The organism is Sphaerisporangium sp. NPDC051011 (assembly GCF_040653595.1).
Lineage (GTDB): Bacteria > Actinomycetota > Actinomycetes > Streptosporangiales > Streptosporangiaceae > Sphaerisporangium.
On sequence record NZ_JBFAGG010000016.1, the window covers coordinates 83324 to 109351 of the forward strand.

General features: G+C 67.9%; 22 protein-coding genes and 1 pseudogene. 9 read left to right on the forward strand and 14 right to left on the reverse strand.

Features of this window, described 5'->3' with window-relative positions:
* Positions 1-1875: PQQ-binding-like beta-propeller repeat protein (locus AB0H21_RS31520; RefSeq protein ID WP_358523923.1), on the reverse strand; the 1875-nt coding region annotated here is incomplete at its 3' end.
* Between the two features lie 631 nt (positions 1876-2506).
* Here AB0H21_RS31520 and AB0H21_RS31525 point away from each other — a divergent pair.
* Positions 2507-3184, forward strand: coding sequence for a hypothetical protein (locus tag AB0H21_RS31525; protein ID WP_358523926.1), 678 nt, complete (start codon positions 2507-2509; stop codon positions 3182-3184).
* Positions 3185-3272: 88 nt separating this feature from the next.
* Here the strand turns inward: AB0H21_RS31525 and dnaE are convergent, their stop codons facing one another.
* Entirely contained in the window at positions 3273-6914 is a 3642-nt protein-coding gene (dnaE, locus tag AB0H21_RS31530) for a DNA polymerase III subunit alpha (protein WP_358524224.1), read from the reverse strand.
* Positions 6914-7180 carry a DUF6504 family protein gene (locus AB0H21_RS31535; RefSeq protein ID WP_358523928.1) on the reverse strand — a complete coding sequence of 89 codons (267 nt, stop codon included), beginning with the start codon at positions 7178-7180 and terminating at the stop codon, positions 6914-6916. Before AB0H21_RS31535 ends, dnaE begins: the two co-directional genes overlap by 1 nt.
* Positions 7181-7459: 279 nt before the next feature.
* Between AB0H21_RS31535 and AB0H21_RS31540 the strand changes: the two genes are divergently transcribed.
* From AB0H21_RS31540 to AB0H21_RS31555, 4 genes are read left to right on the forward strand one after another with little or no spacing between them, the layout of a single operon-like run.
* Positions 7460-8629, forward strand: coding sequence for an ABC transporter substrate-binding protein (locus AB0H21_RS31540; RefSeq protein ID WP_358523930.1), 1170 nt, complete (start codon positions 7460-7462; stop codon positions 8627-8629).
* A 21-nt stretch (positions 8630-8650) separates the two neighbouring features.
* Positions 8651-9547: an ABC transporter permease gene (locus AB0H21_RS31545; RefSeq protein WP_358523932.1), complete on the forward strand. Its 897-nt coding sequence runs from the start codon at positions 8651-8653 to the stop codon at positions 9545-9547.
* Entirely contained in the window at positions 9535-10407 is an 873-nt protein-coding gene (locus AB0H21_RS31550) for an ABC transporter permease subunit (protein WP_358523934.1), read from the forward strand. The genes AB0H21_RS31545 and AB0H21_RS31550 overlap by 13 nt, the downstream gene beginning before the upstream one ends.
* Entirely contained in the window at positions 10404-11477 is a 1074-nt protein-coding gene (locus tag AB0H21_RS31555; RefSeq protein ID WP_358523937.1) for an ABC transporter ATP-binding protein, read from the forward strand. The genes AB0H21_RS31550 and AB0H21_RS31555 overlap by 4 nt, the downstream gene beginning before the upstream one ends.
* A gap of 70 nt (positions 11478-11547) precedes the next feature.
* Here the strand turns inward: AB0H21_RS31555 and AB0H21_RS31560 are convergent.
* Positions 11548-11769 (reverse strand): annotated as a pseudogene (locus AB0H21_RS31560) (hypothetical protein); the annotation flags it as partial.
* Here AB0H21_RS31560 and gltX point away from each other — a divergent pair.
* On the forward strand, positions 11741-13132 hold the full coding sequence (gene gltX / locus AB0H21_RS31565; protein ID WP_358524227.1) for a glutamate--tRNA ligase: 1392 nt from the start codon (positions 11741-11743) through the stop codon (positions 13130-13132). The pseudogene AB0H21_RS31560 and the gene gltX overlap by 29 nt on opposite strands.
* A gap of 5 nt (positions 13133-13137) precedes the next feature.
* Here the strand turns inward: gltX and AB0H21_RS31570 are convergent, their stop codons facing one another.
* Genes AB0H21_RS31570 through AB0H21_RS31605 form a run of 8 tightly spaced genes read right to left on the reverse strand, consistent with a single transcriptional unit; the run spans position 13138 to position 19423 of the window.
* A complete protein-coding gene (locus AB0H21_RS31570; RefSeq protein WP_358523940.1) occupies positions 13138-14469 on the reverse strand; it encodes a hypothetical protein in 1332 nt (443 codons plus the stop codon).
* The gene (locus AB0H21_RS31575) at positions 14448-15071 is read right to left on the reverse strand and encodes an FkbM family methyltransferase (protein ID WP_358523943.1); all 624 of its coding nucleotides are present in this window, start codon (positions 15069-15071) and stop codon (positions 14448-14450) included. Before AB0H21_RS31575 ends, AB0H21_RS31570 begins: the two co-directional genes overlap by 22 nt.
* Complete coding sequence (locus tag AB0H21_RS31580) at positions 15068-15742, reverse strand: phytanoyl-CoA dioxygenase family protein (RefSeq protein WP_358523946.1); 675 nt, start codon at positions 15740-15742, stop codon at positions 15068-15070. The genes AB0H21_RS31575 and AB0H21_RS31580 overlap by 4 nt, the downstream gene beginning before the upstream one ends.
* On the reverse strand, positions 15739-16383 hold the full coding sequence (locus tag AB0H21_RS31585; protein ID WP_358523949.1) for a class I SAM-dependent methyltransferase: 645 nt from the start codon (positions 16381-16383) through the stop codon (positions 15739-15741). The genes AB0H21_RS31580 and AB0H21_RS31585 overlap by 4 nt, the downstream gene beginning before the upstream one ends.
* Positions 16380-17576 carry a methionine adenosyltransferase gene (locus tag AB0H21_RS31590; RefSeq protein ID WP_358523951.1) on the reverse strand — a complete coding sequence of 399 codons (1197 nt, stop codon included), beginning with the start codon at positions 17574-17576 and terminating at the stop codon, positions 16380-16382. Before AB0H21_RS31590 ends, AB0H21_RS31585 begins: the two co-directional genes overlap by 4 nt.
* Positions 17573-18448 (reverse strand): radical SAM protein, encoded by an 876-nt coding sequence (locus AB0H21_RS31595; protein ID WP_358523954.1) that lies wholly within the window; start codon positions 18446-18448, stop codon positions 17573-17575. The genes AB0H21_RS31590 and AB0H21_RS31595 overlap by 4 nt, the downstream gene beginning before the upstream one ends.
* Positions 18449-18464: 16 nt before the next feature.
* Positions 18465-18974, reverse strand: a complete 510-nt coding sequence (locus tag AB0H21_RS31600; RefSeq protein WP_358523957.1) for an ATP-binding protein — start codon at positions 18972-18974, stop codon at positions 18465-18467.
* Positions 18971-19423: a hypothetical protein gene (locus tag AB0H21_RS31605; RefSeq protein WP_358523958.1), complete on the reverse strand. Its 453-nt coding sequence runs from the start codon at positions 19421-19423 to the stop codon at positions 18971-18973. The genes AB0H21_RS31600 and AB0H21_RS31605 overlap by 4 nt, the downstream gene beginning before the upstream one ends.
* A 126-nt stretch (positions 19424-19549) precedes the next feature.
* On the opposite strand from AB0H21_RS31605, the gene AB0H21_RS31610 reads away from it, so the two are divergent.
* The gene (locus tag AB0H21_RS31610) at positions 19550-20917 is read left to right on the forward strand and encodes a hypothetical protein (protein WP_358523961.1); all 1368 of its coding nucleotides are present in this window, start codon (positions 19550-19552) and stop codon (positions 20915-20917) included.
* Here the strand turns inward: AB0H21_RS31610 and AB0H21_RS31615 are convergent.
* Positions 20911-21810, reverse strand: coding sequence for an aminoglycoside phosphotransferase family protein (locus tag AB0H21_RS31615; protein ID WP_358523963.1), 900 nt, complete (start codon positions 21808-21810; stop codon positions 20911-20913). The genes AB0H21_RS31610 and AB0H21_RS31615 overlap by 7 nt on opposite strands.
* A gap of 34 nt (positions 21811-21844) precedes the next feature.
* A complete protein-coding gene (locus AB0H21_RS31620; protein WP_358523966.1) occupies positions 21845-22579 on the reverse strand; it encodes a Mut7-C RNAse domain-containing protein in 735 nt (244 codons plus the stop codon).
* Between the two features lie 1487 nt (positions 22580-24066).
* On the opposite strand from AB0H21_RS31620, the gene AB0H21_RS31625 reads away from it, so the two are divergent.
* Both AB0H21_RS31625 and AB0H21_RS31630 read left to right on the forward strand, forming a co-directional pair.
* Positions 24067-24627 (forward strand): DUF4365 domain-containing protein, encoded by a 561-nt coding sequence (locus tag AB0H21_RS31625; protein WP_358523969.1) that lies wholly within the window; start codon positions 24067-24069, stop codon positions 24625-24627.
* Positions 24628-24632: 5 nt separating this feature from the next.
* Positions 24633-25886 carry a hypothetical protein gene (locus AB0H21_RS31630; protein ID WP_358523971.1) on the forward strand — a complete coding sequence of 418 codons (1254 nt, stop codon included), beginning with the start codon at positions 24633-24635 and terminating at the stop codon, positions 25884-25886.
* Positions 25887-26028: the final 142 nt, after the last annotated feature.

The following is a 26028-nucleotide window of genomic DNA, read 5'->3' on the forward strand; positions in this document are numbered from 1 at the left end:
GACGACTCCGTCGGCGACGGCCGGGGCCGAGTCCACACCGTTGCCGGTGGTGAAGGACCAGCGTTTGCGGCCTGTGGCGGCATCCACGGCATACAGTTTCCCGTCGTGGCTGCCGACGTAGACGACTCCGTCGGCGACGGCCGGGGCCGAGTCCACACCGTTGCCGGTGGTGAAGGACCAGCGTTTGCGGCCTGTGGCGGCATCCACGGCATACAGATTCTTGTCGCTGCTGCCGACGTAGACCACTCCGTCGGCAACCGCCGGGGACGAGGCCACGGCGCTGCCGGTGGTGAAGGACCAGCGTTTGCGGCCTGTGGCGGCATCCACGGCATACAGATTCTTGTCGAAGCTGGCGACGTAGACCACTCCGTCGGCAACCGCCGGGGACGAGAACACTCCGTCGCCAGTGGTGAAGGACCAGCGTTGCCGCCCGGTGGCGGCATCCACGGCATACAGATTCTTGTCTTTGCTGCCGATGTAGACCACTCCGTCGGCAACCGCCGCGTTCGAGTCCACGATGCTGCCGGTGGTGAAGGACCAGCGTTTGCGGCCTGTGGCGGCATCCACGGCATACAGATTCTTGTCGTAGCTGCCGACGTAGACCACTCCGTCGGTGACCGCCGGGTCCGAGGACACGGCGTCGCCGGTGGTGAAGGACCAGAGTTGTCGTCTGTCGCCGGTGGTGGAGGACCCGGGCTGTCGTTTGTCACCAAGGAGCTGCCAACCGGTGAAGCCGACGGCGGCGGCTCCAATAGTTGCGAGGGCGATCAGGGCCCGTCTGCGGGGTATATCTGCGGGACGGCTTTCAGGCGAATGTGGCACGCCGAGGTCGAGAACCGTCACCTGCCCAGGAACGCCGCTTCCGGGCATGCTCGGCTGGGCCGCATGGCCCGGTGTACCGGCAACGGTAGGTGCCTGCTGCGCCTGCGAACTATCGCTGGATACTGGGGCCGTTGGCTGAGCCGAAGATCCCGGCTGTGGATCGGGCTGTTCAGTGGTGATGGGCGTCGACACAGTGCCCGTTGGGGCAGGCGCGATCGGGGTCGCAGTCACCCATGGTGGGGCGATGCGCGTGCGTACGGCCTGTGCTACGGGTTCGGGTAGCCAGATGGTTTGTGTGAACACCTCGGCGATGGTCCGCCCGTCTCCCACGCTCTCGGTCAATTCGTCCAGCAGGGCTGCCACGGTGGGGCGGTGCCCGGGCTGTTTGGCCAGGCACCGGGCCACCACGGCTCGAAGCTTGGGAGAAAGCGCCGTAAGGTCGGGTTCCTCGTTCACGGTGCGATACCACAGGCCCTGCCAGGATCCCCTCCCAAACGGCCCAGTTCCAGTCGCGGTGAACGCCAGTACCGCCCCCAGGCAGAACACATCACTGGCCGGCCCCACGGGCGCACCCGTCATCTGCTCCGGGGACATGAACCCGGGCGTGCCCACGGCCATGCCGGTCTGGGTCAGCCTGCTGCCCTCGGTGGCCACGGAGATGCCGAAATCGATCACCCGGGGTCCGTCGGCGGCCAGCAGCACATTCGATGGTTTCAGGTCCCGGTGCACCACCTTGGCCGCGTGGATCGACTCCAGCGCCTCGGCCAACCCCACCCCCAGAGCCAGCACCGACGCCTCTGACCACGGCCCGTACTCCTTCACCGCGTCATCTAATGACATCCCCGGCACATAAGCGGTCGCCATCCACGGCGGTGACCCGTCCGGGTCGGCATCGACCACCGCCGCAGTGAAGAAACCGCTCACGGCACGAGCCAGGGCTACCTCACGGGCGAACCGGCGCCGGAAATCCCGGTTATCGGCCAGATCCGCGCGGATCACCTTCACCGCCACCGCCCGGCCGCTCCTCGACCGACCCAGATAGACCCGGCCCATCCCCCCCCGCGCCCAGCCGTGCCTGGATCCGGTAGGGGCCTACCTGCTGCGGGTCTCCTGCTTGCAGCGTCTCGAACTCCGGCACCCAACGCTCCTCGGCATCCACCCGACCAGCCAGGCAAACTCGGTCAAGAGGTTATTCCCATATCAGGAGCATTTCGTGTGGAACGGTATAACGAACGTAACACGGTGCCATCGTTGGCGAAGCCCGCGTGTGGATATGCTTCACGCTCGAAGCCGGCGAGCAATCCCTCGACTCTTCATCCGTTATGGGAGTCACGACCCTGCTCTCTGAAGAACTGAATGATCCTGTCTGGGATCTCGACGGACGTCTCTCCTACAGGGATGCCCATCTGTGCGAGCGCTTCGGCGTCCGTGGCGATCCAACCCTGCACCACCCAAGTGTCTAGCCGGATCATCTCTGGCGTCGCGGTGTGATCGCGGTGCCCGTGGCCGTCCCTTCAGGTCGCCGCCGTCGTACCTGGGCGAACCTCAGATCATCTCGCGCGTGTCCCGGATCTTCCCCTCGGCTCGCCGATTAGCGCGGGGATCTCGTGGATAGGAGTGAGTCAGGCGTCGCGCTACGTCGCAGAGCGAACACGACTAATGGCGCATGCCGGGGGGAGACAACATGCGCTATGCCAGATCCTCAGTGAGCAGAGCGGCGGTCGGCGTCTACCTGGCGCTCGCGGCCCAGATCGCCACCCTGACATGCCTGGTCGTCTTCGAGGAGGCCCGGGGCAAGACGCTCGCACGGCAGATGGCGGCGCTGGGCAACGATCCGCACGCCCCGGGCGCCGCCGCCGTCACCGGCGCGGTTACGTGGTTCGCCGTGCTGATCCTGCTGGTGGCCGCGACGACGGTCGCGGCGGGCTGCTCGTACTTCGCCTGGCTGCGGCAGGCCGGCGCCACGCCGGGGATGATCGGCATCGCCTGGTTCGTGCCCGTGCTGAACCTGGCGGCCCCCGCGCTGCTGCTGCACGCCCTGCGGGAGGACGCGGGGCTGCGCGAGGGGCGGCGCAAGACGTGGCTCGTGCTGGTCGCGGGCTGGTGGGCGAGCTGGCTGGGCTTCGTGTTCCTCATCCTCGCCCGGCTGCCCGTGACGCACTCCCCCCAGGGCAAGGACCTCACCGGGCTCGGTGTGCCGGAGCTCGCGGTCGCGGTGCTGGCCGCCCTGCTGTGCGCGGCGACGGTGCGGGAGATCACCGGGGCGCGCATGAGCGCGCGCCCCTCGGGCATCGCGCCCCGCCTGAAGCTGCTGCCCGCCCTGCGCTCGCTCCCCCGCCACACCTACCCCGCCCAGGACTGAGCTGTTCGGGGTGCGGCGGTGTTCTGGAGGAGGAGGGAGGAAGGGGTGAGGGACGAGCCCCTTCCGAGTGACGACGGAAGAACACCGCCTAAGGGGCGCCCCGAACCCGCCGTGCCGGAGGCGCGGCAATAGGCACAGACGGCGGCGGTCCCGAGCTGCCCGGGCTGGCGTGCCACAGCCTGCGCGGCGCCGTCAGCACGCCGCCCGCGGGGCCGATGTCGGCGTACGGCGAGATCCGGTAGCCGTTGCCGTACTCCACGCGGCGCCCTCCGACGCCGCCCCGGTCACGCGGGACGGTGTCCAGCACCGCCCGTACCGCGCCGATGCCCTCGGTGCGCCAGATCTCGTCGAGCTCGACGAGGTTCCAGCAGTCCAGGGCGCGCAGGGACACGGCGCGCGCGCCGACCCGCCGGACGACGCCCCGGGCGACCAGCAGCCACGACCCGAAGAGCGTGGCGGCGCAGTGGCCCTGCACCGACTCGAAGAACGTGAGGTCGATCGGGCCGGTCGCGTCGTCCAGGGTGGTGAAGATCACGCGCTGGCCGGAGCGCACCGCCGGGGTCTGGGTGGCGACCTTCACCCCGGCGACGAGGATCTCGGCGCCGTTGCGCATCGTGAGCAGTTCGCCGGCCCTGACGACGCCGATAGCGGCGAGCAGGTCCTCGTGGAAGGCGATGATGTGGTGGCTGACGTCCATGCCGAGGATCTCCAGCTCGGCCTGCACGGCCTCGGCCGCGGTCATCTCCGGCAGCTCTCCGGGCGTGATGTGCTCGGTGAAGCCCATCGGGATCTGCACGGCGGAGGCGGCCGCGTTCACAGGGTCCGGAGTGGCCGGAGCGTCCGGTGAGGTCCCCGGGCGCGTCCAGCCGCGTTCGGTCTCGCCGCGCCGCGCCGCGCTCCGCCGGGCGCTGGACCTGGTCCGCACGCCCGTGGCGGAGGTCCGTTCCAGGACGCCGACCTGGGCGAGCAGGTCGCGCCGGGTCAGCTCGCCCGGACGCCAGCGCGGGCCGCCCGGGTGCAGGCCGTGCAGCGCGTCGACGCCGCCGACCTGGACGACGCGCTCGGCGACGGGCCGGGACGGGCGGGCGCGTTCCCAGAAGTCGGCCAGCGAGGTGTAGGGCTGTCCGGCGACCATGCGTTCGACCTCGGCCTCGCTGATGCCTTTGACCGACGAGAACGGCACCCGCAGGCCGTACCCCTCGCCGACGCGCCGCGGAGGGTCCTGCTCGGGCGGGACGCCGGTCGGCGGCGGGGGCGGGGGGCAGCGTTCGACGAGCCACTGCCGGCCGGAGGCGTTGACGTCCAGCGGCAGGACGGCGACCCCGCACTGGCGGGCCTCGTCCAGGATGACCCGGTTGGGGTACATGCCCGGTTCGTGGGTGAGCACCCCGGCGAAGAACGCGGCCGCGTGGTGGCGCTTCAGCCACGCCGACTGGTAGGTGGGCAGGGCGAACGCCGCCGCGTGCGCCTTGCAGAACCCGAACGAGCCGAACGCGTCGAGCACCTGCCAGGCGCGGTCGGTGGTCGCGCGGTCGAACTCGGGGAGCACGCGGTCCTCCCACCACGCGCGGGCCTCGTCGCGGCCCTCGGGCGTGGAGAGCTTGCGACGGATCTTCTCGGCCTCCGACAGGCCGCAGCCGGTCATGGCGTCGACGATCTTCAGGACCTGCTCGTGGAAGATCACCACGCCGTGGGTCTCGCGCAGGGCGGGCCTGAGCTTCGGGTGCGGGTAGCGCGGCGCGCGCCAGCCGTGCCGGGCCTCCAGGTAGGGGGTGACCATGTCGGAGTTGACCGGTCCCGGGCGGAACAGGGAGATGTCGACGATGAGGTCGTGGATCGTGCGCGGCTCCAGCTTGGCCACCAGCTCGCGCTGGCCGGGCGACTCGATCTGGAAGCAGCCGAGCGTGTGCCCGGTGCGGATCATGTCGTAGGTCGCGCGGTCGTCGTGGGGGACGCCCCGGTCGAGGTCGACGTCCTCGCCGTCCACCCGCTTGATCTCGCCGAGGGCGTAGGCCATGGCGGACTGCATGCGCACGCCGAGCACGTCGAGCTTCAGCAGCCCGGCCTCCTCGACGTCGTCCTTGTCGAACTGGCTCATCGGGAACTCCAGCAGGCTGCGCTCGACGGGGGTGCGGTCGCGCAGCCCGGAGTTGCCGACGAGCACGCCGCACGGATGCAGGGCGATGTGCCGGGGCAGCCCGTCCAGCTTCTCGGCGAGCTCGAACATCGTGCCCAGGGCGTGGGCGCCGAGGCCGCTGTCGCGCAGTTCGGGCAGGTCGGACAGGGCCGCGCGGATCTGCTTGGCCCGGATGTGCGGGAACGCCTTGGCGATGACGTCGATCTCGTGGGGCGGCAGGCCCATGGCGGCTCCGACGTCGCGGATCGCGCTGCGGGCGCGGTAGGTCTCCATCATGGAGACGCAGGCCACGCGGCTTTCGCCGTACCGCTGGAGGATCGCGCGGTAGCAGTCGAGGCGGCGCGCGGACTCGACGTCCACGTCGATGTCGGGCAGGCCCTCGCGGCCCTCGGACAGGAAGCGCTCCATCAGCAGGCCGTGGTCGAGGGGGTTCACCTCGCCGATGCGGATGAGGTAGTTGACCAGGCTGCCGGCGCCCGAGCCGCGGATCGCGCAGCGCACGCCCATCGCGCGGATCATGTCCGTTATGTCAGAAACAACAATGAAATATCCGGACAACTGCTTGTGCTCGATGACGCGCAGCTCGTCCTCCAGCCGCTCACGCGCCTCGCTGGACCGTTCCAGCCCCCGGGCCGCCAGGCCGTCCTCGCACCGGCGGCGCAGCAGCGGGACCGGATCGCCGTCGACCTCCGGCAGGTGAAGCCGCTCGCGCCCGCCGCGCAGCGCGAGCACTTCCAGCGGGTCCAGCACGCACCGCCCGGCGGCCTCCCGTGTGCGGGCGAGCAGCCGCGTCGCCCGTCCCCGGTCGCCGCCGCAGACGCGCAGGGCCACGTGCCACATCTCCTTGCCGCTCTTGAGGTAGGCGTGCGAGGCGGAATGCTCCAGGTGGCGCGGGTGCAGGGGGACGAGCTTGCGCGCGGCGTCCAGCACGTCGCCTACCCGGTAGTCCCCCGGCTCCAGGTGGCGGACGGCGTTGGTCAGCACGGACGGCACACCCGCCGACTCGGCCAGAGCGAGCATGCGCGCGGCCGTGCTCGCGTCCCGGTGGCCGAACTGGTCGACGACCTCGACCACGACGTCGGGGACGACGGCCCGCCAGGCGGCGAGCAGCGCGCGGGCGTGCTCGTCCCGGCGCGCGGCCACCGCCCGGCCGACGTCGGAGCGGGGGCCGAGCATGACCAGCAGCTCCCCGGCATGCTGTCCGACCAGCTCGCGGGTCACCCGGGGCTCGCCCCGCTCCCCCGCGTGGTGGGCGGCGGTGGTGAGCCGGCACAGGTGCGCCCACCCGCCGGACCTGGCCAGGACGGTGATCCGGTCGCCGTCGTCGCCGTGCCGGTCGCTGTGCCTGTCGCTGTGCCTGTCGCCGTGCAGTCCGCCGCCGGGCTCGCCGAGAGCGAGGTCGACGCCGACGACGGGCGCGATCCCGGCCCCGGCGCACGCCTGGACGTGCTTGACCGCGCCGTACATGCCGTCGCGGTCGGTCAGCGCGAGGACGTCCATCTCGTGCTCGGCGGCGCGCACGGCCAGAGCGGCCGGGAACGCCGACCCGTACCGCAGGGAGTAGGCGGACGCGACGTGGAGGTGGGGGAACATCAGTCCCACGCCCTGAGCATCAGCCAGCCGCCGCTGGCGGTGTCGAAGCGCAGCTCATAGGTGCCGACGTCCTTGCCGGGGCTCGCCTCCACCCGCCAGAACCGGCGCTCACCGGGGTCGGCCTCGGAGATCTTCCACCACTCGCGGGAGGTCACCCAGTGGTCGAGGGTGCGGCGGACGACGTAGAGACGGTCACGCCAGACGAAACGGGCGGGCTCGCCGTCGCGCGTCCACACCTCGATGGGATCGCCGTAGATTCTGCTCAATGGCGCTTCTTCTCCCTGGGCCTCTGGAACTTGGAGCACCCGGGGGAAGACGGGTGGTGCTACTTCGAACATACGTTCCCAGAGTCCCGAGGGCAAATCAGCACACCCCGGAAAGACCTCACCACCAGGCCACTGTCCTGGCGCCTCGATCGTGAAAAGGTGCGATCGGATACGTCACCGCCTGTTCACACAAAGACACCCACGCGTAGGAGAGTAGACGCGAGCCGTTGTCCCGGCCCCCCTATCTTCTTCCCACAACCTCCGAAAGTGGGAGCAAGAGTGCACTCATCACGAGCGCGTATCGCCGGCCTCGCCGCCGTCCTTACCGTCGCCACTTCTTTCGCCGCGGCCTGCGGCTCCGCGCCCACCACAGGCGCCGAGACCGGAGCCTCCACCTCGGCCGGCGGCAACTCCGCCGCGACCGCGACCTCCGCGGCCGACCTCGGCGGCTTCGACAAGCTCGTCGAGGCGGCCAAGAAGGAAGGCCAGCTCAACGTCATCGCCCTGCCGCCGGACTGGGCGAACTACGGGGAGATCATCAAGGCGTTCGGCGACAAGTACGGCATCAAGATCAACAGCGAGAACCCCGACGGTTCCAGCTCCGACGAGATCAACGCCGTCAAGACCCGCAAGGGCCAGGACCGCGCCCCCGACGTGCTCGACGTCGGCACGGCGTTCGCGCTCAGCGGCAGCCAGGAAGGCCTCTACGCGCCGTACAAGGTGCAGACCTGGGACAAGATCCCCGAGGGCCAAAAGGACGCCGCGGGGACCTGGTACAACGACTACGGAGGCTACGTCTCCATCGGCTGCGACGCCAAGCGCATCAAGACCTGCCCGGAGACCTTCGCCGACCTGCTCAAGCCCGAGTACAAGGGCAAGGTCGCGATGAACGGCAACCCGACCAAGTCGGGCTCGGCGTTCGCCGGCGTGTACGCCGCCGCGCTCGCCAACGGCGGCTCCTTCGACGACATCCAGCCCGGCCTCGACTTCTTCAAGAAGCTCAAGGCGGCCGGCAACTACAACCCCGTCGAGTCGACCCCGGCGACCGTGCAGAACGGCGAGACCTCGATCAGCATCGACTGGGACTACCTCAACGCCGGCTACACCGACCAGTTCGCCGCCAAGGGCGTCGACTGGAAGGTCACCGTCCCCTCCGACGGCAAGTACGCCAACTTCTACGCCCAGGCGATCAACAAGTGGGCCCCGCACCCGGCCGCCGCGCGGCTGTGGGAGGAGTTCATCTACAGCCCCGAGGGCCAGAACCTCTACCTGAAGGGGTACGCGCGCGCCGTCCTGCTGCCCGCGATGCAGACCGACGGCACCGCCGACGCGGCGCTGGTCGAGAAGCTCCCCAAGGTCGACGGAACGCCCACCTTCCCGACCCCCGATCAGGTCACCAAGGCCAAGGAAGTCCTGGCCTCCGGCTGGGGCGCCGCGGTCTCCGGCTGACGGCCCGGCACTCCCTCCCACATGGTTGAGACGACCTCGACGGCCCCCGCCCCCCTCCCCCTGAAGAAGCGGGGCGGGGGCGGCGGCAGGGCCACGGCCCGCTCCGCCGGCTGGACCGGGGCGCTGCCCCTGCTGGTGTTCGTCGGCCTGGCCTTCGGCATCCCCGCGGCCGCCCTGCTCGGCGGGGCGCTCACTGCGGGCGGCTCCCTCAGCGTGGCCAACCTCACCGAGTCGCTCCAGGGCGCGTACCTCACGGCGATGCTCAGCAGCGTGAAGCTGTCCGTGCTCGTCGCGGTCGCCGGAGCCGTGCTCGGCACCTTCCTCGCCCAGGCCGTGGTCACCTCGCGGTTCCGCGCCCTGCGCGAGGCCGTGCTGACGGCCTCGGGCGTGCTCGCCAACTTCGGCGGCGTGCCGCTGGCCTTCGCCTGGATCGCGACGCTCGGCAACTCCGGTGTGCTCACCACGCGCCTCGGCCTCGGCGACCTGGGCTGGAACCTGTACAGCTTCTGGGGCCTGGCCCTGGTGTACCTGTACTTCTCGGTGCCGCTGATGGTGCTGGTCATCGTCCCCGCCCTGGACGGGCTGCGGCCGCAGTGGCGCGAGGCGGCGCAGAACAACGGCGCCACCGCTTGGCAGTTCTGGCGCTACATCGGCATCCCGGTGCTCACCCCGACCCTGCTCGGCGGGGTGGTCCTGCTGTTCGGCGGCGCCTTCGCCGCCTACGCGACCGCCGCCGCCATGGTCGGCACGGTCGTCCCGCTGGTGACGCTGCAGATCGCCGACGCGCTGGGCGGCAACGTGCTGATCGGCCATGAGAACGTCGCCCTGGCTCTCAGCCTGGACATGGTCGTGATCGCCGGCATCGTCATGGCGATCTACCTTCCGCTTCAGCGCAGGAGCGCGCGATGGCTGCGCTGACCCCGGCCGCCCTCCCCGACGTCGAGGCGCCCGCCCGGCGCCCGCGCGGCGGCGGTTCCCGGCGCGCGAGCATCTGGCGGGGCGTCGTCCTCGTCGTCGCCGCGCTGTACTTCGTGACGCCGCTGCTCGCGTCCTTCGTGTTCACCGTGAACGACCCCGTGGCGGGCTTCACCCTCGACGCCTACGGGGAGATCTTCACCGCCGAGGGCTTCGCGCAGAGCCTGCTGCTCTCGCTCGGGCTGGCGGTGGCGACGATCGTCCTCGTGCTGGTGCTCACGCTGCCCGCCATGCTGGCCGTGCGGCTCAGCGTGCCCCGGCTGCGGCCGGTGCTCGAAGTGCTGTGCACGCTGCCGCTGGTCGTCCCGCCGATCACGTTCGTCGCCGGGATCAGCACGGTGCTGAGCTGGGGACCCGACTACCTGGCGGCCACGCCGTTCTACCAGACGATCTTCGCGATCCAGAACCCCACGTTCCCGGTCGTGCTGGTCATCGCCTACGCCGTGCTGGCGCTGCCGTTCGTCTACCGGGCGCTGGACGCGGGGCTCGGCGCGATGGACGTCCGCACGCTGGTAGAGGCCGCGCGCAACTGCGGCGCGTCCTGGCCGGTCGTGCTGCTGCGGGTCATCGTCCCCAACCTCAAGTCCGGCCTCGCCAGCGCGTCCTTCCTCACCCTCGCCCTCGTGCTCGGCGAGTACACGATCGCGCGACTGCTGGGCTTCCAGCCGTTCTCGGTGTGGATCGTCACGGTCTCCGGCGCGAACCCCCAGCTGTCGGTCGCGGTGTCCATCTTCAGCCTGCTGCTCACGTGGCTGCTGCTGCTCGTCCTCTCAACCGCGGGAACCAGAAGGAGTCGATCGTGAACGGGGCTCAGGTGGAGTTCCGGGGGCTGCGCCGTACCTTCGGCACCACCGTCGCCCTCGACGGCCTGGATCTGACGGTCGCGCCGGGCGAGCTGATCGCCCTGCTCGGGCCGTCCGGGTGCGGCAAGACGACCGCGCTGCGCTGCGTCGCGGGCTTCGAGACCCCCGACCAGGGAGCCGTGCTCGTCGACGGCGAGGACATCACGCGCGTCCCGGCCAACCGCCGCGACGCGGGCATGGTCTTCCAGTCCTACAGCCTGTTCCCCAACCTGAACGCCCGCGACAACGTGGCGTTCGGGATGCGGGTGCGCAAGGTGCCCGCGGCCAAGCGGCACGCCCGCGCGGCCGAACTGCTGGAGCTGGTCGGCCTGCCCTCGCAGGGCGACCGCTACCCGCACCAGCTCTCCGGCGGCCAGCAGCAGCGCGTCGCGCTCGCCCGGGCGCTGGCGCTGGAGCCCCGGGTGCTGCTGCTGGACGAGCCGCTGTCCGCGCTGGACGCCAAGGTGCGGGTCACGCTGCGCGAGGAGATCCGGCGGCTGCAGCTCTCGCTCGGCATCACCGCGATCTTCGTCACCCACGACCAGGAGGAGGCCCTCTCGGTCGCCGACCACGTCGCGGTGCTGCGCGCGGGACGGCTGGAGCAGTCCGGGCCCCCGGCGGAGATCTACGACCGCCCGGCGACGCCGTTCGTGGCCGAATTCGTGGGCACCATGAACCACCTGCCCGGACGGCTCTCCGGCGACCTCGTCGAGGTGGCCGGGCAGCGGCTCCCCGTGCACGGCGACCGTCCCGCCACGTCCGAGGTGGACGTGCTGGTGCGCCCGGAGACCGTGCTGGTCACCCCCGCCGATGACGGGGACGCGCTGATCGTCACCTCCTCCTTCCGCGGAGCGTCCGTACGGCTGCTCCTGCGCCTCGGCGACGGCACGGAGATCGTCGCGGACCTGCCCGGGCACGACGCCGCCCGGTTCGCCCTGGGCGAGCGGGCCAGCGTGCGCCTCGTCGAACGGCCGGTCCTGGTGGCCGCGCGCACCCCCGCCTCGGCGGCTCCGGAGGCCGTATCGGCATGAACGGCTGAGTGACCTCACGGACGGCGGCATCCGCAGGGCATTCGCCCGGGCGGATGGTGCCGCCCGGGACCTGGAGGCCCACCTCCTCGCTGGGGTACTCGACGTGGCGGATGACCAGGAGCTCTCCGCGGTCGTTGAGGATGTAGGCGAGCGCCTTGGCGACAGTGGTCTTGGTGGGCATCGGCCCTGCGTGTGATCGGATTCGGGCAAGGTGCGCAGTAAATGCCGCGTGGCTCGCGGCGGGCCGGGCTAGGATCGGACTCGTGTCAGAATCCGCTGTTCGCACGCGCATTGCGCCTTCGCCCACGGGGATGTTCCATGTCGGGAACGCCCGGTCCGCCCTGTTCAACTGGGTGGTGGCCAAGCAAGCCGGCGGGGTGATGGTACTTCGGATCGAGGACACCGACGCGGAGCGCAACACGCAGGCCGGGATCGACTCGATCATGGAGGCGATGGCCTGGCTCGGGATGGGGCCTGAGGAGTACGAGGGGCCGTACTTCCAGTCAGCGAACGCCGGGAAGCACCGGGAAGCCGTCCAGAACCTCACCGCCAAGGGTCTCGCCTATCGATGCCAGTGCACACGGGACGATGTGATCGCGCGGACCGGGGACTCGAACAAGGGATACGACGGGTTCTGCCGTGACCGCGGACTCACCGAGGGAGCCGTGCGGTTCCGGACGCCCGACACTGGGGAGACCGTCGTCGTCGACTTGGTGCGCGGCAAGCCGACGTTCGAGAACGCGCTGCTGGAGGACTTCGTCATCGCGCGCGGCGACGGTTCGGCGACCTTCCTGCTCGCCAATGTGGTCGACGACATCCTCATGGGAATCACCCATGTCATCCGGGCTGAGGAGCATCTGCCGAACACGCCGAAGCAGCAGCTGCTGTGGGACGCGCTCGGCCATGAGCCTCCGGTATGGGCGCACGCACCCGTACTGGTGAACGAGAGGCGACAGAAACTCTCGAAACGGCGAGACCGGGTAGCACTGGAGGACTTCCGGGACGAGGGCTACCTGCCGGAAGCGATGCGGAACTACCTCATGCTGCTCGGCTGGGGCCTCGGAGAGAACCGCGAGATCGTGCCCTGGGAAGAGATCATCGCCGAATTCCGGCTCTCGGACGTCAATCCCTCGCCCGCGTTCTTCGACGTGAAGAAACTGCGCGCGTTCAACGGCGAGTACATCAGGGCGATGGAGCCGGAGGCGTTCGTCGAGGCCTGCCGTCCGTGGGTCGAGGGTGCCGACGTTCCCTGGGCGGCCGACGCGTTCGACGCCGACGCCTTCACGGCTCTCGCCGAGTTGGCGCAGACACGTGTCACGGTGCTTAGCGAGATCGTCTCTATGGTCGATTTCGCGTTCCTCGACAACCCGGTCTCCGACACAGATTCGTGGTCGAAAGCGATGAAGGAGGGCAGCGCCGACCTCCTCATCGCGACGATTGATGCTTACACCGACGCCCCGTGGGAGGCGTCCGTCCTGAAGGAGCGGCTTGAGGCGATCGGCGCCGAGCGCGGGCTGAAGCTCGGGAAGACGCAGGCACCCGTCCGGGTCGCGACGACGGGCCGGACCGTCGGTCTGCCACTCTTCGAGTCCCTGGAGGTTCTCGGCCGGGACCGGACTCTGACGCGCCTCATGGCGGCGGCCGATCGTCTCTGATCGGGTCATGGGCGCCGAGCGGAGGACACGTCTAGACCGAATGGCGGGGTGACCTCGCCGAAGGACGTCCCGAACTGGGTGTCGGCGAGGTGAAAGAGGCGCGGCGCGATCATGCCGATGGGCATGTCGGCGGGAAGCTTCCCCCTCCGCACGGTTGCACGGAGCTGCCACCCACGGATCCAGGGACGCACTGTCAGGGTGCCCTGGTCTGTCGCCTCATCGGGTAGCCAGCGGATACCGTCCCACGCGATTCCGCTCTCGAACGGGGCGATGTCGGCCCGCGCCGAAGCCCCGAAGACGGTGACGAGGTCCGACGTGAGAGCGGACGAGACCAACGCACCGAGGTCGGGCAGCGGGAGTCCGGCGCGCGTGAGCACGGTCGCAGCGTGGAGCATGACGCGCAACTCCGACGGAGCGGACTCGAAGGCCGAGGTGAGGCGGGTGGTCAGCTCGGTGGGCCGGTAGCCATCCGTCGTGAGGATGCCATCGGATGCGAACAGACCTCGATAGCCGAACCGATCGCGGAGGAACGCTCCGGACCTTTCCGCGACCCGCCTCAGCTCGCTGGAGCGTGGATGGTCTCCAAGGGGGACCGCACCCGCCCAGAGGAACGTCCCTGTCGACGGCCTGGGCAGAGAAAGGAGTTCCATCGGTGGGAACACCGTGACCCCTTCGGCGGCGACCATGCCGTGCACTCGACAGGGCAGTCCTTCAAGGAGCGGCATCAACCTGACCCGTAGGTCGTGAGCCTGTGACGGGAAGGCCGCGGGCGGAGTGTTCCGCCACCACCAGATGCCCTCAGCTCCGGCGCGTGGTCCGTGACCGCGGTGCTGGCAGCTCGCCACGACGCCTCGCCCTTCGTCGACCGCGCGGGCCAAGTCCGCGACGTCACGAACCGAGTCGCACGTCAACGCCGGCGCCCGGTCGATTCCCGCCAAATCCCAGAGGGGGTCGATGAGCATCTTGTCCTCGACCAGTGCCCAGTCGGGGCGGCGGCGTCCGAGCTGGATACGGCCGCCGGTGAGCGGAGGGAGGAGCGGATCAGGGACGATCAGGTCCGCACGGCCCGCCGGATCGAAGTCGTCCAGCCGGGACGGGCCGAGCACCAGACGCGCGACGACCTCGTGATGGAAGGCGAGATGGGCGCTCGGGCCGGAGATCGGACGGCCCGGCTTGAACTCCCTTTCCAGCGCGACGACCAGGTGGCGCGTCCCGGCGTCCGTGAGGAGGCGCTCCCACGCCGAGACGTCCCGCTCGTGCATCGACATGACGATGACCGGGCGACCGGCCGCAATCCTCCCCAGGGCCTCGGCGATCAGGTGGCGGATGTGTTCCATGGGTACCCCTTGCGTCGGAGGATCAGGTTGGACGGGGTGCGGTGAAGCAACTCGTACCTCTTGCCGAGCCGCCAGACGATCCGGGCGGTCGAACGCTCGGGGACGCGGTCGTCGTACTCGATCAGAACGATCCCTGGTCGGTGGAGGCCGGAGTCGTAGGAGGCCCAGACATCCAGTTCGGTTCCCTCGACGTCGATGCTCAGCAGGTCGATCTTCTGGATGGCCGCCTGCTGGAGCAGATCGGCGAGCGTTCGGGCCTCTACACGGACGGCGGTGTACTCGGGACCGTCGACGTCCAGACCGGAAAGGGAGGAGCGCGGCCCGTACATCCAGAATGTGCGGAGGCCAGACATCGCGGAGACGGCGTGGTGAGAGACCTGGCAGCGGCGTCGCGCGAGAGGAGCGTGGTTGCGGGGATCGGCGTCCACACAGAGGCCGGTCCAGCCGCGTTCTTCCCAGTAGAGGGTGTTGCTTCCGCGGCATCCGTCACCGGCGCCGACGTCGACGAAGATGCCGTTGGCGGGCAGACCGAGGTTCTCGGCAAGCCAGCGGTCTTCGCCCCATTGGGAGTGATATGGCTCTGGTTGGGTGTAAGGGATCATCGAGCGTATCCGAGGATGAGGAGGCGGCGGGGACGGCCGCTGGTGTTCGGGGCGCTGGCATGGATGAGTCGGGCGTCCCAGGCGAGGATCGTTCCGGCTGCCGCCGTCAGGGGAACGCTCCGGCTGTCGGGGGCCTCCTGGTCGGGCACGACCGGCCCGTGATCCTCGGTGAGCTGGTGGGGGACGTCGCGTAGGTGGCTACCTGGCCAAACGCGGACGGGCCCTGCCGAGGGCGGGCAGTCGTCCAGGCAGACGGCGATCGTGACAATGGGGCCAGCGATACCTCGGCGCCGGTAGTAGACAGCGTCGGCGTGCTTGTGGATTTCTTCACCGAGGACCCGTTCGGGTGCGGTTCCGCCGACTCGCTGCTTGTAGGAGATCTTCTCGTCGATCAGCCGTGCAGCACCCCCGAGGAGGGTGGTCGCCAGTCCTGCCAGGCTGGCGGCCAGCCCGCGCGCGGTGGGCGCCAGGTCGAGAACCGGTTTGACCTTCAGCACGTAGGCGTCACCGTCGGTAAGGCGCCAGGCCGTGACGCGGCGGTCGGTCAGAGGGACGTCGCAGATGATGTTGTCCGCCTCAGTACGTAACGCTTCCAGTTCCTTGGCCGTGATCCAGCCAGGGAGAACGAGGTGGCCGTCGGAGCGGAAGGCCGCCAGATGCTGAGGCGTCATCGGACCGCCACCGGAATGGTGAAGTCGGTGGTCGGCTTCGTCCAGGCGATCGGGATGCGGCCGGGCGGCAGTGTGTACTGCTCCTCACTCCAGTCCCTGAAGCGCTCGCTGAGGATCGCCGCCCGCCTCGGCGAGACGGATGCGCCAGAGGAGAAGAAGCTGAACCGTCCGCCCGGCCGAAGGCTCGGCAGCGCGACGTGTTCGACGAACGCCTCGAAGTCGGCGTCGGCGAGCCCGTCCGGTGGCCACGTGTCGTACATGATGGCGTCGAAGTGCCGTGGCGCCAGCCGGACGAGCTGCCACGGACGAACATGCACCACGGTGTCCCTGGTGACCCGGCGAAGGACGCGTTCCTGCGTCAGCGAGGCCACCTGCGGATGCGGCTCGATCGCCGTGTAGGTGGCACATCGGTGGGCGGCGGCCTGCTCTGCGAAGACCCCCAGCCCGAGGCCCACCTCGAGGATGTTGGCGCGCGTGGTGCCGGACAGGAGTGCGTCGGCATGCATGCTCATCAGCTCGGCCTCGGCGAAGAACATCACGTGGGTGTCGCCGATGAGAAGGCCCTCGTCGTCGATGTGAGCTTCCAGCGCCTGGAGCCGTTTGATGTGGGCCTCGTGGACATCGGTGAACGGCGCGGTCATCCGGTAGCCTCCCGGAACTTGCGGATCTCGTCAGCTGCGAGGAAGCGTTCGGCGACATCCGAGGCGCCGGTGAGCGTCTCTCGGACGATGTTCTCGGCCAGGGCGCGGTCATCACCCTCCGGGAGGGAGATGAGGACGAACGCCGGATCGTGGAGCGGCTCCCCGTTGCGGGCGGCGATCGTCACCTCTGCGGGGCGTCCGGTCTTGGAGCCGATCTCCTGGGCCGCCCGGTTCGCCAGGTCGGCGTAGATCTTCCCGCCGTGGTGGACGGGGTTCTTGCCCGCCGGAGCGTCTCCGGACGATGCCCGGAGCGGCTCGATGACGCCGTGACCGCGGTTACCGCGGCCGACCGCACCGCAGTCGCCTTTGCCGAGAGAGGTGCCGAACGGCGCCAGGTAGGCGCGGTTCGGACCGTCCTTGGTGTTAATTCGCAGGGTCGCTCGATGCGAATCACGCAGCTCGGCGGCCAGCTCCGCTCGGACGTCGCGGATGAGCTCCGCGTACTCCCGCCACGACCGGACGGCCTCCGGGTGGACCGGAACGGCGGCCGTCACCTCGAAGGCCTCGCCGTCACGGACGACCATGACCTTCACGTCGGAGCCGACCTGCGGCAGCCTCATCTCCGCGATCCGTCGTTCCAGCCAGATGGCGAGCCGTCCCGCCCGTCCCGGGCCGGAGGTTCCGGTACACAGGACGGTGTCGTTGCAGACGGTCTCGGCGGAGAGCACCCGTCGCAGGTCCTCTGGGTCGCACGGCGTGTAGAAGTTCGAGTCGTGATCGGTGGCCGTTCCCGCGGTGTTGTACGTCGTGGTGGTGAGGTGCGGCCAGATCTCGGTGTCGCCGAGCGCCTGGCCTAGGACGTCGCGGACGACCCGCTCGAAGATCTCGCCGAGGGGGATGGCGGTGGGGCCGACGCGGGGGGTCATCTTGCCGATCAGGTGGCAGGCCACGGGCTTGAGCACCTCGAACGAGCCGAACGACACATTCGAGGCGGCCCCGACCAGGGCGACCTTGTCGACCCAGTGGTTGGGGATCGTGCCGAACGCGTCGAGGCAGTGGGCCGAGTAGGCGCGTGAGTATGCGTCGGCGATGAGATTCGCCAGTGTGTCGGGATGCCCGATCCCCTTGCGCTCCGCGCAGTCGAACGGCAGGACGTCCGGGTCGGGCAGCCCGTCATGAAAGAGGATCCTCATGATGACGACTCCTCGGCGACGAGGGAGTAGGCGAGGCACTGGGACAGGACGAGAACCCGCTCGGCGGGGCACGGCTCGGGCGTGTCCGCCGCGGTGAAGGTGCCGTCGTACAGGTTCCCGTATTTCGCCGGAACAGTGGCGCACCGGCGGACGTCTCCGGTGACCGTCACCTTGAACGAGGAGACGCCGGCCGTACATGGCGAGCCGCGGAAGGCGGGTGGACCTTCCAGGTAGGGCTTATTGAACGGGTATTGGCCGGAGTGAGTGAGGATGAACTCCCGCTCCTCCTCGGTGTAGGCCTCGGGATAGCGCCGGCCATTCAGCACCCCCTTGAACACCTTGGCCCGGACCTGCTCGACGCCGAGCTCATACAACTGGTCAAGGTCGGCGACGAGCCGATCGAGAAGCGGCGGGTAGAGCACGTAGAGCGCGTCCACGTCGAACCCACAACCCTGGAGGAGCTGGATGTCCCGCACGAAGTCGACGAGGCCGAGACCGAGCCGCTCGCGCTCGCCGACGTGCAACGCTGCGACGATCTTGACTGTCCTGTCCGGATCGACCTGGCGGACGAACTCCGCGACGTCAGGCGTGGCCAGGTTCGTGTTGATGCTGATGTAGTGCTGGCGGGTGAGCCCAGCGCACAGGTCAACGAAGCCAGGGAACAGAAACGGCTCGCCACCCGACATGTGCACCAGGCAGACCCGACCGGTCTCGTCGAACCGCTGCACCACCAGCGCTGGATCGGGCTCGTTCAGGTGTTTGCGGTTGAGGACGTGCTTGATCTGCGGGTGGCAGTACGCGCAGTCGAAGTTGCAGCGGTTGGTCAGGTGCCAGTCGAACTCCCATTCCCAGGGGGCGGGCTCCGGCGTCATGGCTGATTTCCTCATGTCACCTCCCGGTGTGGACAAGCTGAAGATCGGTTTCCAGGTCGCGCAGGAGCCGCGCGACGGCGAGCCGGGACGACTCGAGATCATGGGTGCCGCAACCGTCGACGACGAGCCGGACGATCTCCTCGGCGAGTGGGCACGAGGACGGCGCCAACGGCACGAAGGCGCGGACGACTTTGCCTTCCGCCAGCGGGTGGAAGCTGAGTGCTGCCAGCTCCCCGGCGAGATCCAGGCCGAATCCGCCGTTCTCGTCTCCCGGCCGTCCGACAGGCATCTGGGGGCACCCGTCGGTTACTTCGACGCACAGTCCGGCCTCGAACAGCCGCAGCGCCAGGATGACCGGCGCAGCCCCGTACCGGACTGCGTTGGTGACGAGCTCGGACACGACTAGCAGGACGGTCTCGCCCTCGGCGAGCAGCCCGAGTTCGGCGAGGAACTTGTCGGTCTCGGACCGCGCCACCCGGACGGGCAGCTCCCGGCCGTCGAGGTTCAGACGACGCTCCCGCCTCATGAGCGCCTGCTGCACACCCAGGCGAGCACGCGCCCCAGTTCATGGAAGCCGGGCAGCCTCGGGACATTAGCGGTTGTCGGGGGGACGACCCAACGCGTCGTCGGAGTCAGTGGCAGGACCAGGCCGTCATCGACGACCTCTGCGAGCGCCTCCCAATGCTCCCGCTCGCCCGGACGGACCAGGAAGGCGACCCTGTCGCCGTCGGAGAGGGCAGGCCCCAGCCAGCAACCCCGTTCGGTCAGGCGCGACAGCACCGCCTCTCCCGTCGCGAGCCGCAACCGCACGGCGTCGAACCGGTCGCCTGAGACGGCCACTACGCATCCTCGGACGAGCTCGGGGTCGGTGGTTCCGGTGATCCCCTCGACGAACAACGGCCACCGCCACCACGTCACATATTCGAGCGCCGCTCGCCCCGCGGGCGACGGCGGCGCGGTCGAAGCAGGTTCCATGCGGACCAGGGAACGCCAGCCGACCGTGGCAGCGGCAGCGCACGAGCGCCGTGCATGTGTGCAAACCGTTGTGCATTTGGTTCGCCGGTCTTATCTTCCGGTGACCGGAGAATTACGCTTCAGGCCATGGAGCGGCAGCCCAACACCAAGCTCGCCGAGCTCATCGCCGAGGCCGGTGTCTCCCATCTCGGACTCGCCAGTCGCATCACTGCGATCGCCGAGGAGTGGCGTGAATCCGTCCGCCCGGCCCATACCCAGGTGGCGCGCTGGATCGCCGGTCAACAACCCCGCGGCGCCACCCCCGCCCTGATCGCCGAGGCCCTCAGCCGCAAACTCCGGCGCCGCGTCACTCTCGCCGACATCGGCATGGCCGGAGCCACTGACTCCCCGGAGATCGGTCTCGACTTCGTCGAGACGGCCGACGACCTCATCGCCAACCTCGCCGGGCTATGGACCGCCGACATTCAACGCCGCCGCTTCCTCACCGGAAAGGTAACCGCCACTGCGGTCTCCGACCCGGCTTTCCAGTGGCTTCTCGCCGCACCAGCCAGCCGCCCCGAGCACACCGGACCCCGCCAGATAGGCATGACGGAGGTCCAAGCGATCCGCTCCACCACAGCGATGTTCGCGGGCCTCGACAACCGCTTCGGCGGCGCGCACGCCCGCACCGCCGCGATCCAGTACCTCACCGACCAGGTCACCCCTCTCCTCAACGGCGCCTACACATCGGCCGTAGGCCCCGCCCTCTTCAGCGCGGTCGCCGAATTCAGCCTGACCGTCGGATGGATGTCCTACGACACCGGCCTCCACGGACTCGCCCGGCGCTACCTACTCCAGGCCCTCAACCTCGCCCACCACGCCGGCGACCGGCACCTCGGCGCTAGCGTCCTGTCCGCCATGTCTCATCAGGCCAATTACCTCGGCGAACACACTGAGGCGCTCACCCTCGCCCGCGCTGCCTCCCAGGCGATCCGCGACCATCCCAGCCCGCTCCTCGAAGCCCAGTTCGCAGCCATGCAGGCCCGAGCCGCCGCAGCCCTGCCCGGCAGACAGACCGAGTGCCTCACCGCGCTTTCCGCCGCCGAAGCAGCCTTCACCCGGCACCACCCCGGAAAGGAACCGGAGTGGATCACCTATTTCGACGAGTCAGAACTGGCCGACGAGTTCGCCCACTGTTTCCGCGACCTCGGCCGCCCCACCGACGCTCGCCGCTACGCCCTCCAGTGCCTCGATGCCGAGACCGCCGACTACGCCCGCAGCCGCACGTTCTCCCGCCTCGTCCTCGCCGCAGCCCTCCTCGCCCAGGACGAACTCGAAGAAGCCTGCACCGTCGTCGCCGCTGCCCTACCCCGCATCCGTGAGACCGGCTCAACCCGCTGCCGTACCTACCTCCGCGGCCTGACCACCACCCTCAACAACCACGCCACCCACCACGACGTTCGCGACCTGACAGCCCAGATCGGCCCGATCCTCCATCCCACCCGACCTCAGTAGGGCCGCCAGTCTCGAGCCCTTCCCGGATGCGCCAGGTCATCCACCCGCCGCCGCACCTCGTCAGCGATCTCCTCGTCCTCCTCGAATTTCATCGCCAACCAGCACACCATCCGCAGCTCCTGAAGCGCCTTCAACACCGGCCACCCGGACAACTGGGTGACGTCGAACCCATAGACCTCGCAGAACTCCCGATACTCGTCCTCTGAGTGCCAGCCGAGATCCCGGTACACGGCCGTCGCCGTCAGATCCCACTCCGGCGGCCCCCAGCACATCCCACCGAGATCGAACATCACGACCCGCCCGTCCGGCTGCTTCAGCACGTTCCCGATGTTCGCGTCCCCGTGGATCACCGACCGCGGGAGCCCGAACTCCACCTTTGGCAGCGCGTCGCTCAGCCGATCAGCCTCCCCGGAGAGCGCCCCACGCTCCGCTTCGGAAAGTCCCCGAGCTCGCTCGATCCGTCCCTGAGCCTGATCAAGGACGTGCAGGTTAGGCAACGAAAGCGACTCCGGTGGCTTCAGCAGGTGAAGCCTTCGAAGCAGCCGCCCAAGTTCCGCCGGAACCGTCCATTCACCTTCGGCTCTCCACCACAGCGACACCGTCAGCCCACCGGCATCCACTGGTTGCTGGCCCGCCAAGGGTTCGACGACCGGAATTCCCTCCAGCCACAGCCAGCGAGCGACCTCGATCTCCCGCCGAGCGTCACCAAAACCAACTCCCGGACGTGTCACCCGGGCGATAACCCGCCCCTCATCCAGACGAAAGACCGCCCGCTCCCCGATGCGAAGCAATTCGATCCCTTCGCAGGAAAGACCAATGAGCCCGGCGGCCTTACGGACCGCCTCCCCTGAGCGCTCCGCGAATGAGTTCGCCACCACCTGATCTCCCTCCACGCAAGGAGCAGAGTGACCGGAGTCTGCTCCGAGTTCATTCGGCGGCGGCCGTCATGACCACGCGCTCTGCGCGCTCCACGATCGACTGCAGGCGGCTCGCGTGCGCGCCTCGCCAGTACACCTGGTCGCAGGTGCGGCAGCGGGCGAAGGTGTCGTAGCTGCGGCGCGTTCCTGGGCGTAGCCCGGTCTCGACCTCGTCCTTGTGTGCGGGAACCAGGAGACCGTTGCACGCCGTGCACCTGCTCCACGGCGCGAGCGGGGGCGCGAACCGGCCGAGCACGTCGTCGAACTGCTCCTCGGGCCTGGCTCCCCGGACGTACGCCCCCAGCCACAGCATCCTCCGGCGCAGCAGGCCACGATCCTGCGTGAGAAGAACGCGCCGCTCTGCGTTGGCGCGCTCGATCAGCGTGTCGTCGTCCAGATCGTTCTCGTAGGCGGTGTCCACCCCGACGAGCCGGAGCCGCCGGGCCAGCGTCCCCAGGTGCACGTCCAGCAGAAAGCGTGAGGTCGGGACCGGCTGCGGGCGCGTCATCTCGCGGACGTCCACCACCTCGCCGTCCCGGGGGCGGTACGCGGGCGTGACGCCCCTGCCGCCGGCCAGAAGCGAGCCGACCTCGGGCAACGGCACGCCGACCGACTCCACGACATGCCCCAGCGACGAGACGCCGTCATAGGAAACCCGCAGCTCGTCATGCCGATCCCGCGGCGCCAGGAACAACAACAACCCGGCCTCGACCCGCAAGCACAGCTCCGCACCCATGGCACCCATCCATCCAGCATCCTCCACGCCCGAGCCCGCCGACCACAAAGCCCCCAGGAGAGATGCGCCCGCACCGCCTGGGACGGCGGCGAGCCTTGTGGGTGGGCTCACGGTGAGCGACCACGATGGACCGGCACGGGTGGGGCTCACAGACTCCAGCCATTGACCTCGCGCTTTCACCGAGGGGACATCTGAATTGATCGTTTAGACGCGAAAAGTGCCCCGAACTGGGAGGATTTGACTTGCTGAGGGTCCTGTCCACAACAGTTCGAAAGGCACTTTGGAATGTTATGACGACATGTTCGCCGCTAGTGCGCAACCGTAGGTCACCGAGAGCAGTCGTGGATCACGGTTCACGGGATATACACGGGATGATCTTGAGGGATTTTCGCCGGGCCAGCAGCCTGATCCGCGCTGCAACTCGCCCACCTCCCCTGCGGCACCGGGACTCGGTATATGTCGAGCCTCTTCGCCAGGGGGCTGCGGATGTCCGCCGATCGCTAGTTGATGAGCATCACCCCGAGGTTCGAATCTTGTTCCCCTTCCTTGTCCAGGGATCTAAATCATTGAGAGCCTTGGCGATCTGGCCGTTAGCGCGATCTCTCTGCCCTTCGAGGCACTTCGCGTATACACGGAGAAGCACGTCAACGCCGTAGCCGGCGCGCTGCGCTACCTCGGTCGGCGGAACGCCCGCGTTAAGCCACAGAGAGACCGCCGCGTGCCGTCGGTCGTACGGGCGAGCCGCCAGCGGAGACGCAACCTGTTCGACGTGAAGGCCAGCCGCCGAGCTTCCTGCCAGACGGCGGAGTACGTCGAGGAGGAGAAAGGCCGGTCCTTGCTCGTCTGGAAAGACTGCCGTCCTTGGCCGCGTCGTACTTGTCGACATGCTTACGGAGGATCGTGACGAGGATCGGAGGGATCGGGATCTCCCGCGTGTCGTCCACGGCCCCATGCTTGAGACCGCGTTCGTCGTGGGCCTCCCCCGAGTTCGTCCACCGCGTGTTCGCCTGTGACCGCGCTTTCTCAAGCGTGATCAGGCCCCACCCCTCGGCGGGAAGGTCGCAGTTCTGCTGCCGTAGCCCCGAAGCCTCCTCGGGACGGAGAGCCGCGTAGTACATGCAGGCGAACATTTAATACGCCGGCCACGGCAAACCACTGTCGATGGGCTACCACCGGTCCACCGTCGTCGGGCCTGCACGGACAGTCATGATGCGTTGCTCAGTCCGATGCGACACAACTCCTCGATACTTATCGACAATCGCGCCGTGGTCATCCCGCAAGCAACGGACCTTTCACGCCGACAAATACGCCCCAAAGTTGCCGTATGGGCGGAATGTGCCCGTATGTTCCATATATGGCTCCTTTTACATCAAGCGGGCTTCTGGTTTGGGTGACCACATAACGCTTTATATGGTCGCAAGATATGCAGAAGTAGCATCTAGCCCTATAAACAGGTTAAGGTCTACTGTTCTTACGCCGTCTCAGGAGCCGCATGCATGACCCTGGAACACAACGCATCCGACGGCAGTCTGTACGTGGTGCGGGGAGACATCCCCAAGACGGAATGCATGCAGACACTGCAGATCGGCTATCTCCATGCAGTAGCCGCCGCTGCCGGGTGTTCCCTCCAGCCGCACAACCAGGACTATCGGGGGATTGACTGGGATGTGACGCACGGGGCGACTTCGCACCTGTCGGAAGAGGCGGAGGCCACACTCAAGATCCAACTGAAGGCAACTACGCAGTACCCGCTCCCGCCAGATGGGGAGGACTTCGCGTTGACGCTGAACAACCGACACTTGACGAAGCTGAACTACGAAAACCCGTCCGTTCCTAGGCTGTTGGTTGCCATGCTTAGTCCTGCAGACATGGCGGAGTGGTTGAAGGCGGATCACGAGTGGACGGAACTACGTCGCTGCTGTTACTGGGTCAACTTAGCCGGAGTCCAACCCAGCGGCAAAGATCGTACTACTGTTCGAATTCCTACGAGACAGATCTTTGACGATGTTGCTCTTTGTAAGATTATGTTACGCGTGGGAGCGGGAGGGCGACCATGACTCACATGGGAGGCTCTGACATCAACGCGGCATCGCTTGATCCTTCGAATTTGATCACCCTGCTTGCTGTTGCGGGCTGGGGTAGTCGAGGAGGGCGCCCGAACGTCTACGAGCGGTGGGAGGTTAGGGATGAAGATGAACGCTTGTCAGTTCTCATTCCTCTAGATCCTTCGCACGACGATTATACCGACCTTCTTGAGGAGGCACTTTTAACTCTCAGCAAGTCGCGGCTTCCTAGTGCGCAATCCGTGTTCTCCAGACTTCGAACACCAGGTGACGAGGTTCACTGGCAGAAAGAACCGCATGCGATTCCAGGCTTAATATCCTGGAGTCAAGGTGAAGCGCTGATCACATCTGCAAAGCAGATACTCCTTGCGGCGGCTAAAGCTGCGCGGCGCCCCTCGGCCTATCACGGGCAAAGAGAGTGGAGATTTGCTCGTGAATATCTAGAAAAGGTATTCATGGGGCAAACAAGAATCGGAAGCTATGTCGTGACGGCGTACACTCCGACAGGGCCGATTCGAGAAGTTGAAGAGGCTGGCAGAGTAAGCCAGTCCGATCCATCCTTATCGGGCACGGAAAGGCTAGCCTCTAATCTGGATGTAGTGCATGGCAGTGCGACGACGGGAAGAGATGTGATGAACAAAATGACCGCATCTCTGATTGCCTCGCGAGAGGCAATCGAGCACTTTGCTAGCACCGGCTCCTTGTCGGGATTCGATGCAGGGGTGGGCCAGGGAGTTTCTTATGAATTGACTCGAGCGCTGGCTTCACTTGTGACGGGCTCAGATGGCGCGCAAGTATCCGTCTACTGGTTTCCGGTGGGCAGGTCGACCCCGGCATTCGGGGACGCATGGACAATGGAATTCTTGCCGGACGACCTACCAGCCCTCGAAAAGGCTAGCACCCGACTGGCGTCAACTGAACCGCGCCGTACGATTGTAGTCGTGGGAACCGTCACGAACCTTAGTCGTCCAAAGTTTGGTCTACATGGGACAATCGTGCTTAACGTCATCTACGGCGCATCTGTATCTCGTGTCAGGGTGCGCCTTTCTAGGGCAGATTACGAACAAGCAATCTCTGCTCATCAAAATGGTGATCTACTTCGAGTAACGGGAGACCTTGAGAAAGATGGCAATAATTACTGGTTATACAATCCGGCGGAGCTCGGAGCTGTTGAGGCGGGAGCCTTTAATCAGGCTGAGATGTTCGGCGCGGTTGATCCCGATCTCTTGCGCGCCCAAAGTGAGATTGGATAAGAGATAGTCCAGATCCGTACGTAGTCTGCATTCACGGTAATCTGTCCCGCCGGCCTTCGAAGGCATCCATAGGCACTTGCTGGGCCAGGCCCGTATCCAGAATTCTGGACGGTGCTGGGCACATGGCTGCTCATGACATTGC

What these genes read in the sequence shown, in the direction of transcription:
- AB0H21_RS31525 (WP_358523926.1), top strand. Translation starts at nt 2,507, where the DNA reads ATGCGCTATGCCAGATCCTCAGTGAGCAGAGCGGCGGTCGGCGTCTAC.
- dnaE (WP_358524224.1), bottom strand. Translation starts at nt 6,914, where the DNA reads ATGTTCCCCCACCTCCACGTCGCGTCCGCCTACTCCCTGCGGTACGGG.
- AB0H21_RS31545 (WP_358523932.1), top strand. Translation starts at nt 8,651, where the DNA reads ATGGTTGAGACGACCTCGACGGCCCCCGCCCCCCTCCCCCTGAAGAAG.
- AB0H21_RS31550 (WP_358523934.1), top strand. Translation starts at nt 9,535, where the DNA reads ATGGCTGCGCTGACCCCGGCCGCCCTCCCCGACGTCGAGGCGCCCGCC.
- AB0H21_RS31570 (WP_358523940.1), bottom strand. Translation starts at nt 14,469, where the DNA reads ATGGAACACATCCGCCACCTGATCGCCGAGGCCCTGGGGAGGATTGCG.
- AB0H21_RS31575 (WP_358523943.1), bottom strand. Translation starts at nt 15,071, where the DNA reads ATGATCCCTTACACCCAACCAGAGCCATATCACTCCCAATGGGGCGAA.
- AB0H21_RS31580 (WP_358523946.1), bottom strand. Translation starts at nt 15,742, where the DNA reads ATGACGCCTCAGCATCTGGCGGCCTTCCGCTCCGACGGCCACCTCGTT.
- AB0H21_RS31585 (WP_358523949.1), bottom strand. Translation starts at nt 16,383, where the DNA reads ATGACCGCGCCGTTCACCGATGTCCACGAGGCCCACATCAAACGGCTC.
- AB0H21_RS31590 (WP_358523951.1), bottom strand. Translation starts at nt 17,576, where the DNA reads ATGAGGATCCTCTTTCATGACGGGCTGCCCGACCCGGACGTCCTGCCG.
- AB0H21_RS31595 (WP_358523954.1), bottom strand. Translation starts at nt 18,448, where the DNA reads ATGACGCCGGAGCCCGCCCCCTGGGAATGGGAGTTCGACTGGCACCTG.
- AB0H21_RS31600 (WP_358523957.1), bottom strand. Translation starts at nt 18,974, where the DNA reads ATGAGGCGGGAGCGTCGTCTGAACCTCGACGGCCGGGAGCTGCCCGTC.
- AB0H21_RS31605 (WP_358523958.1), bottom strand. Translation starts at nt 19,423, where the DNA reads ATGGAACCTGCTTCGACCGCGCCGCCGTCGCCCGCGGGGCGAGCGGCG.
- AB0H21_RS31610 (WP_358523961.1), top strand. Translation starts at nt 19,550, where the DNA reads ATGGAGCGGCAGCCCAACACCAAGCTCGCCGAGCTCATCGCCGAGGCC.
- AB0H21_RS31620 (WP_358523966.1), bottom strand. Translation starts at nt 22,579, where the DNA reads ATGGGTGCCATGGGTGCGGAGCTGTGCTTGCGGGTCGAGGCCGGGTTG.
- AB0H21_RS31625 (WP_358523969.1), top strand. Translation starts at nt 24,067, where the DNA reads ATGACCCTGGAACACAACGCATCCGACGGCAGTCTGTACGTGGTGCGG.
- AB0H21_RS31630 (WP_358523971.1), top strand. Translation starts at nt 24,633, where the DNA reads ATGGGAGGCTCTGACATCAACGCGGCATCGCTTGATCCTTCGAATTTG.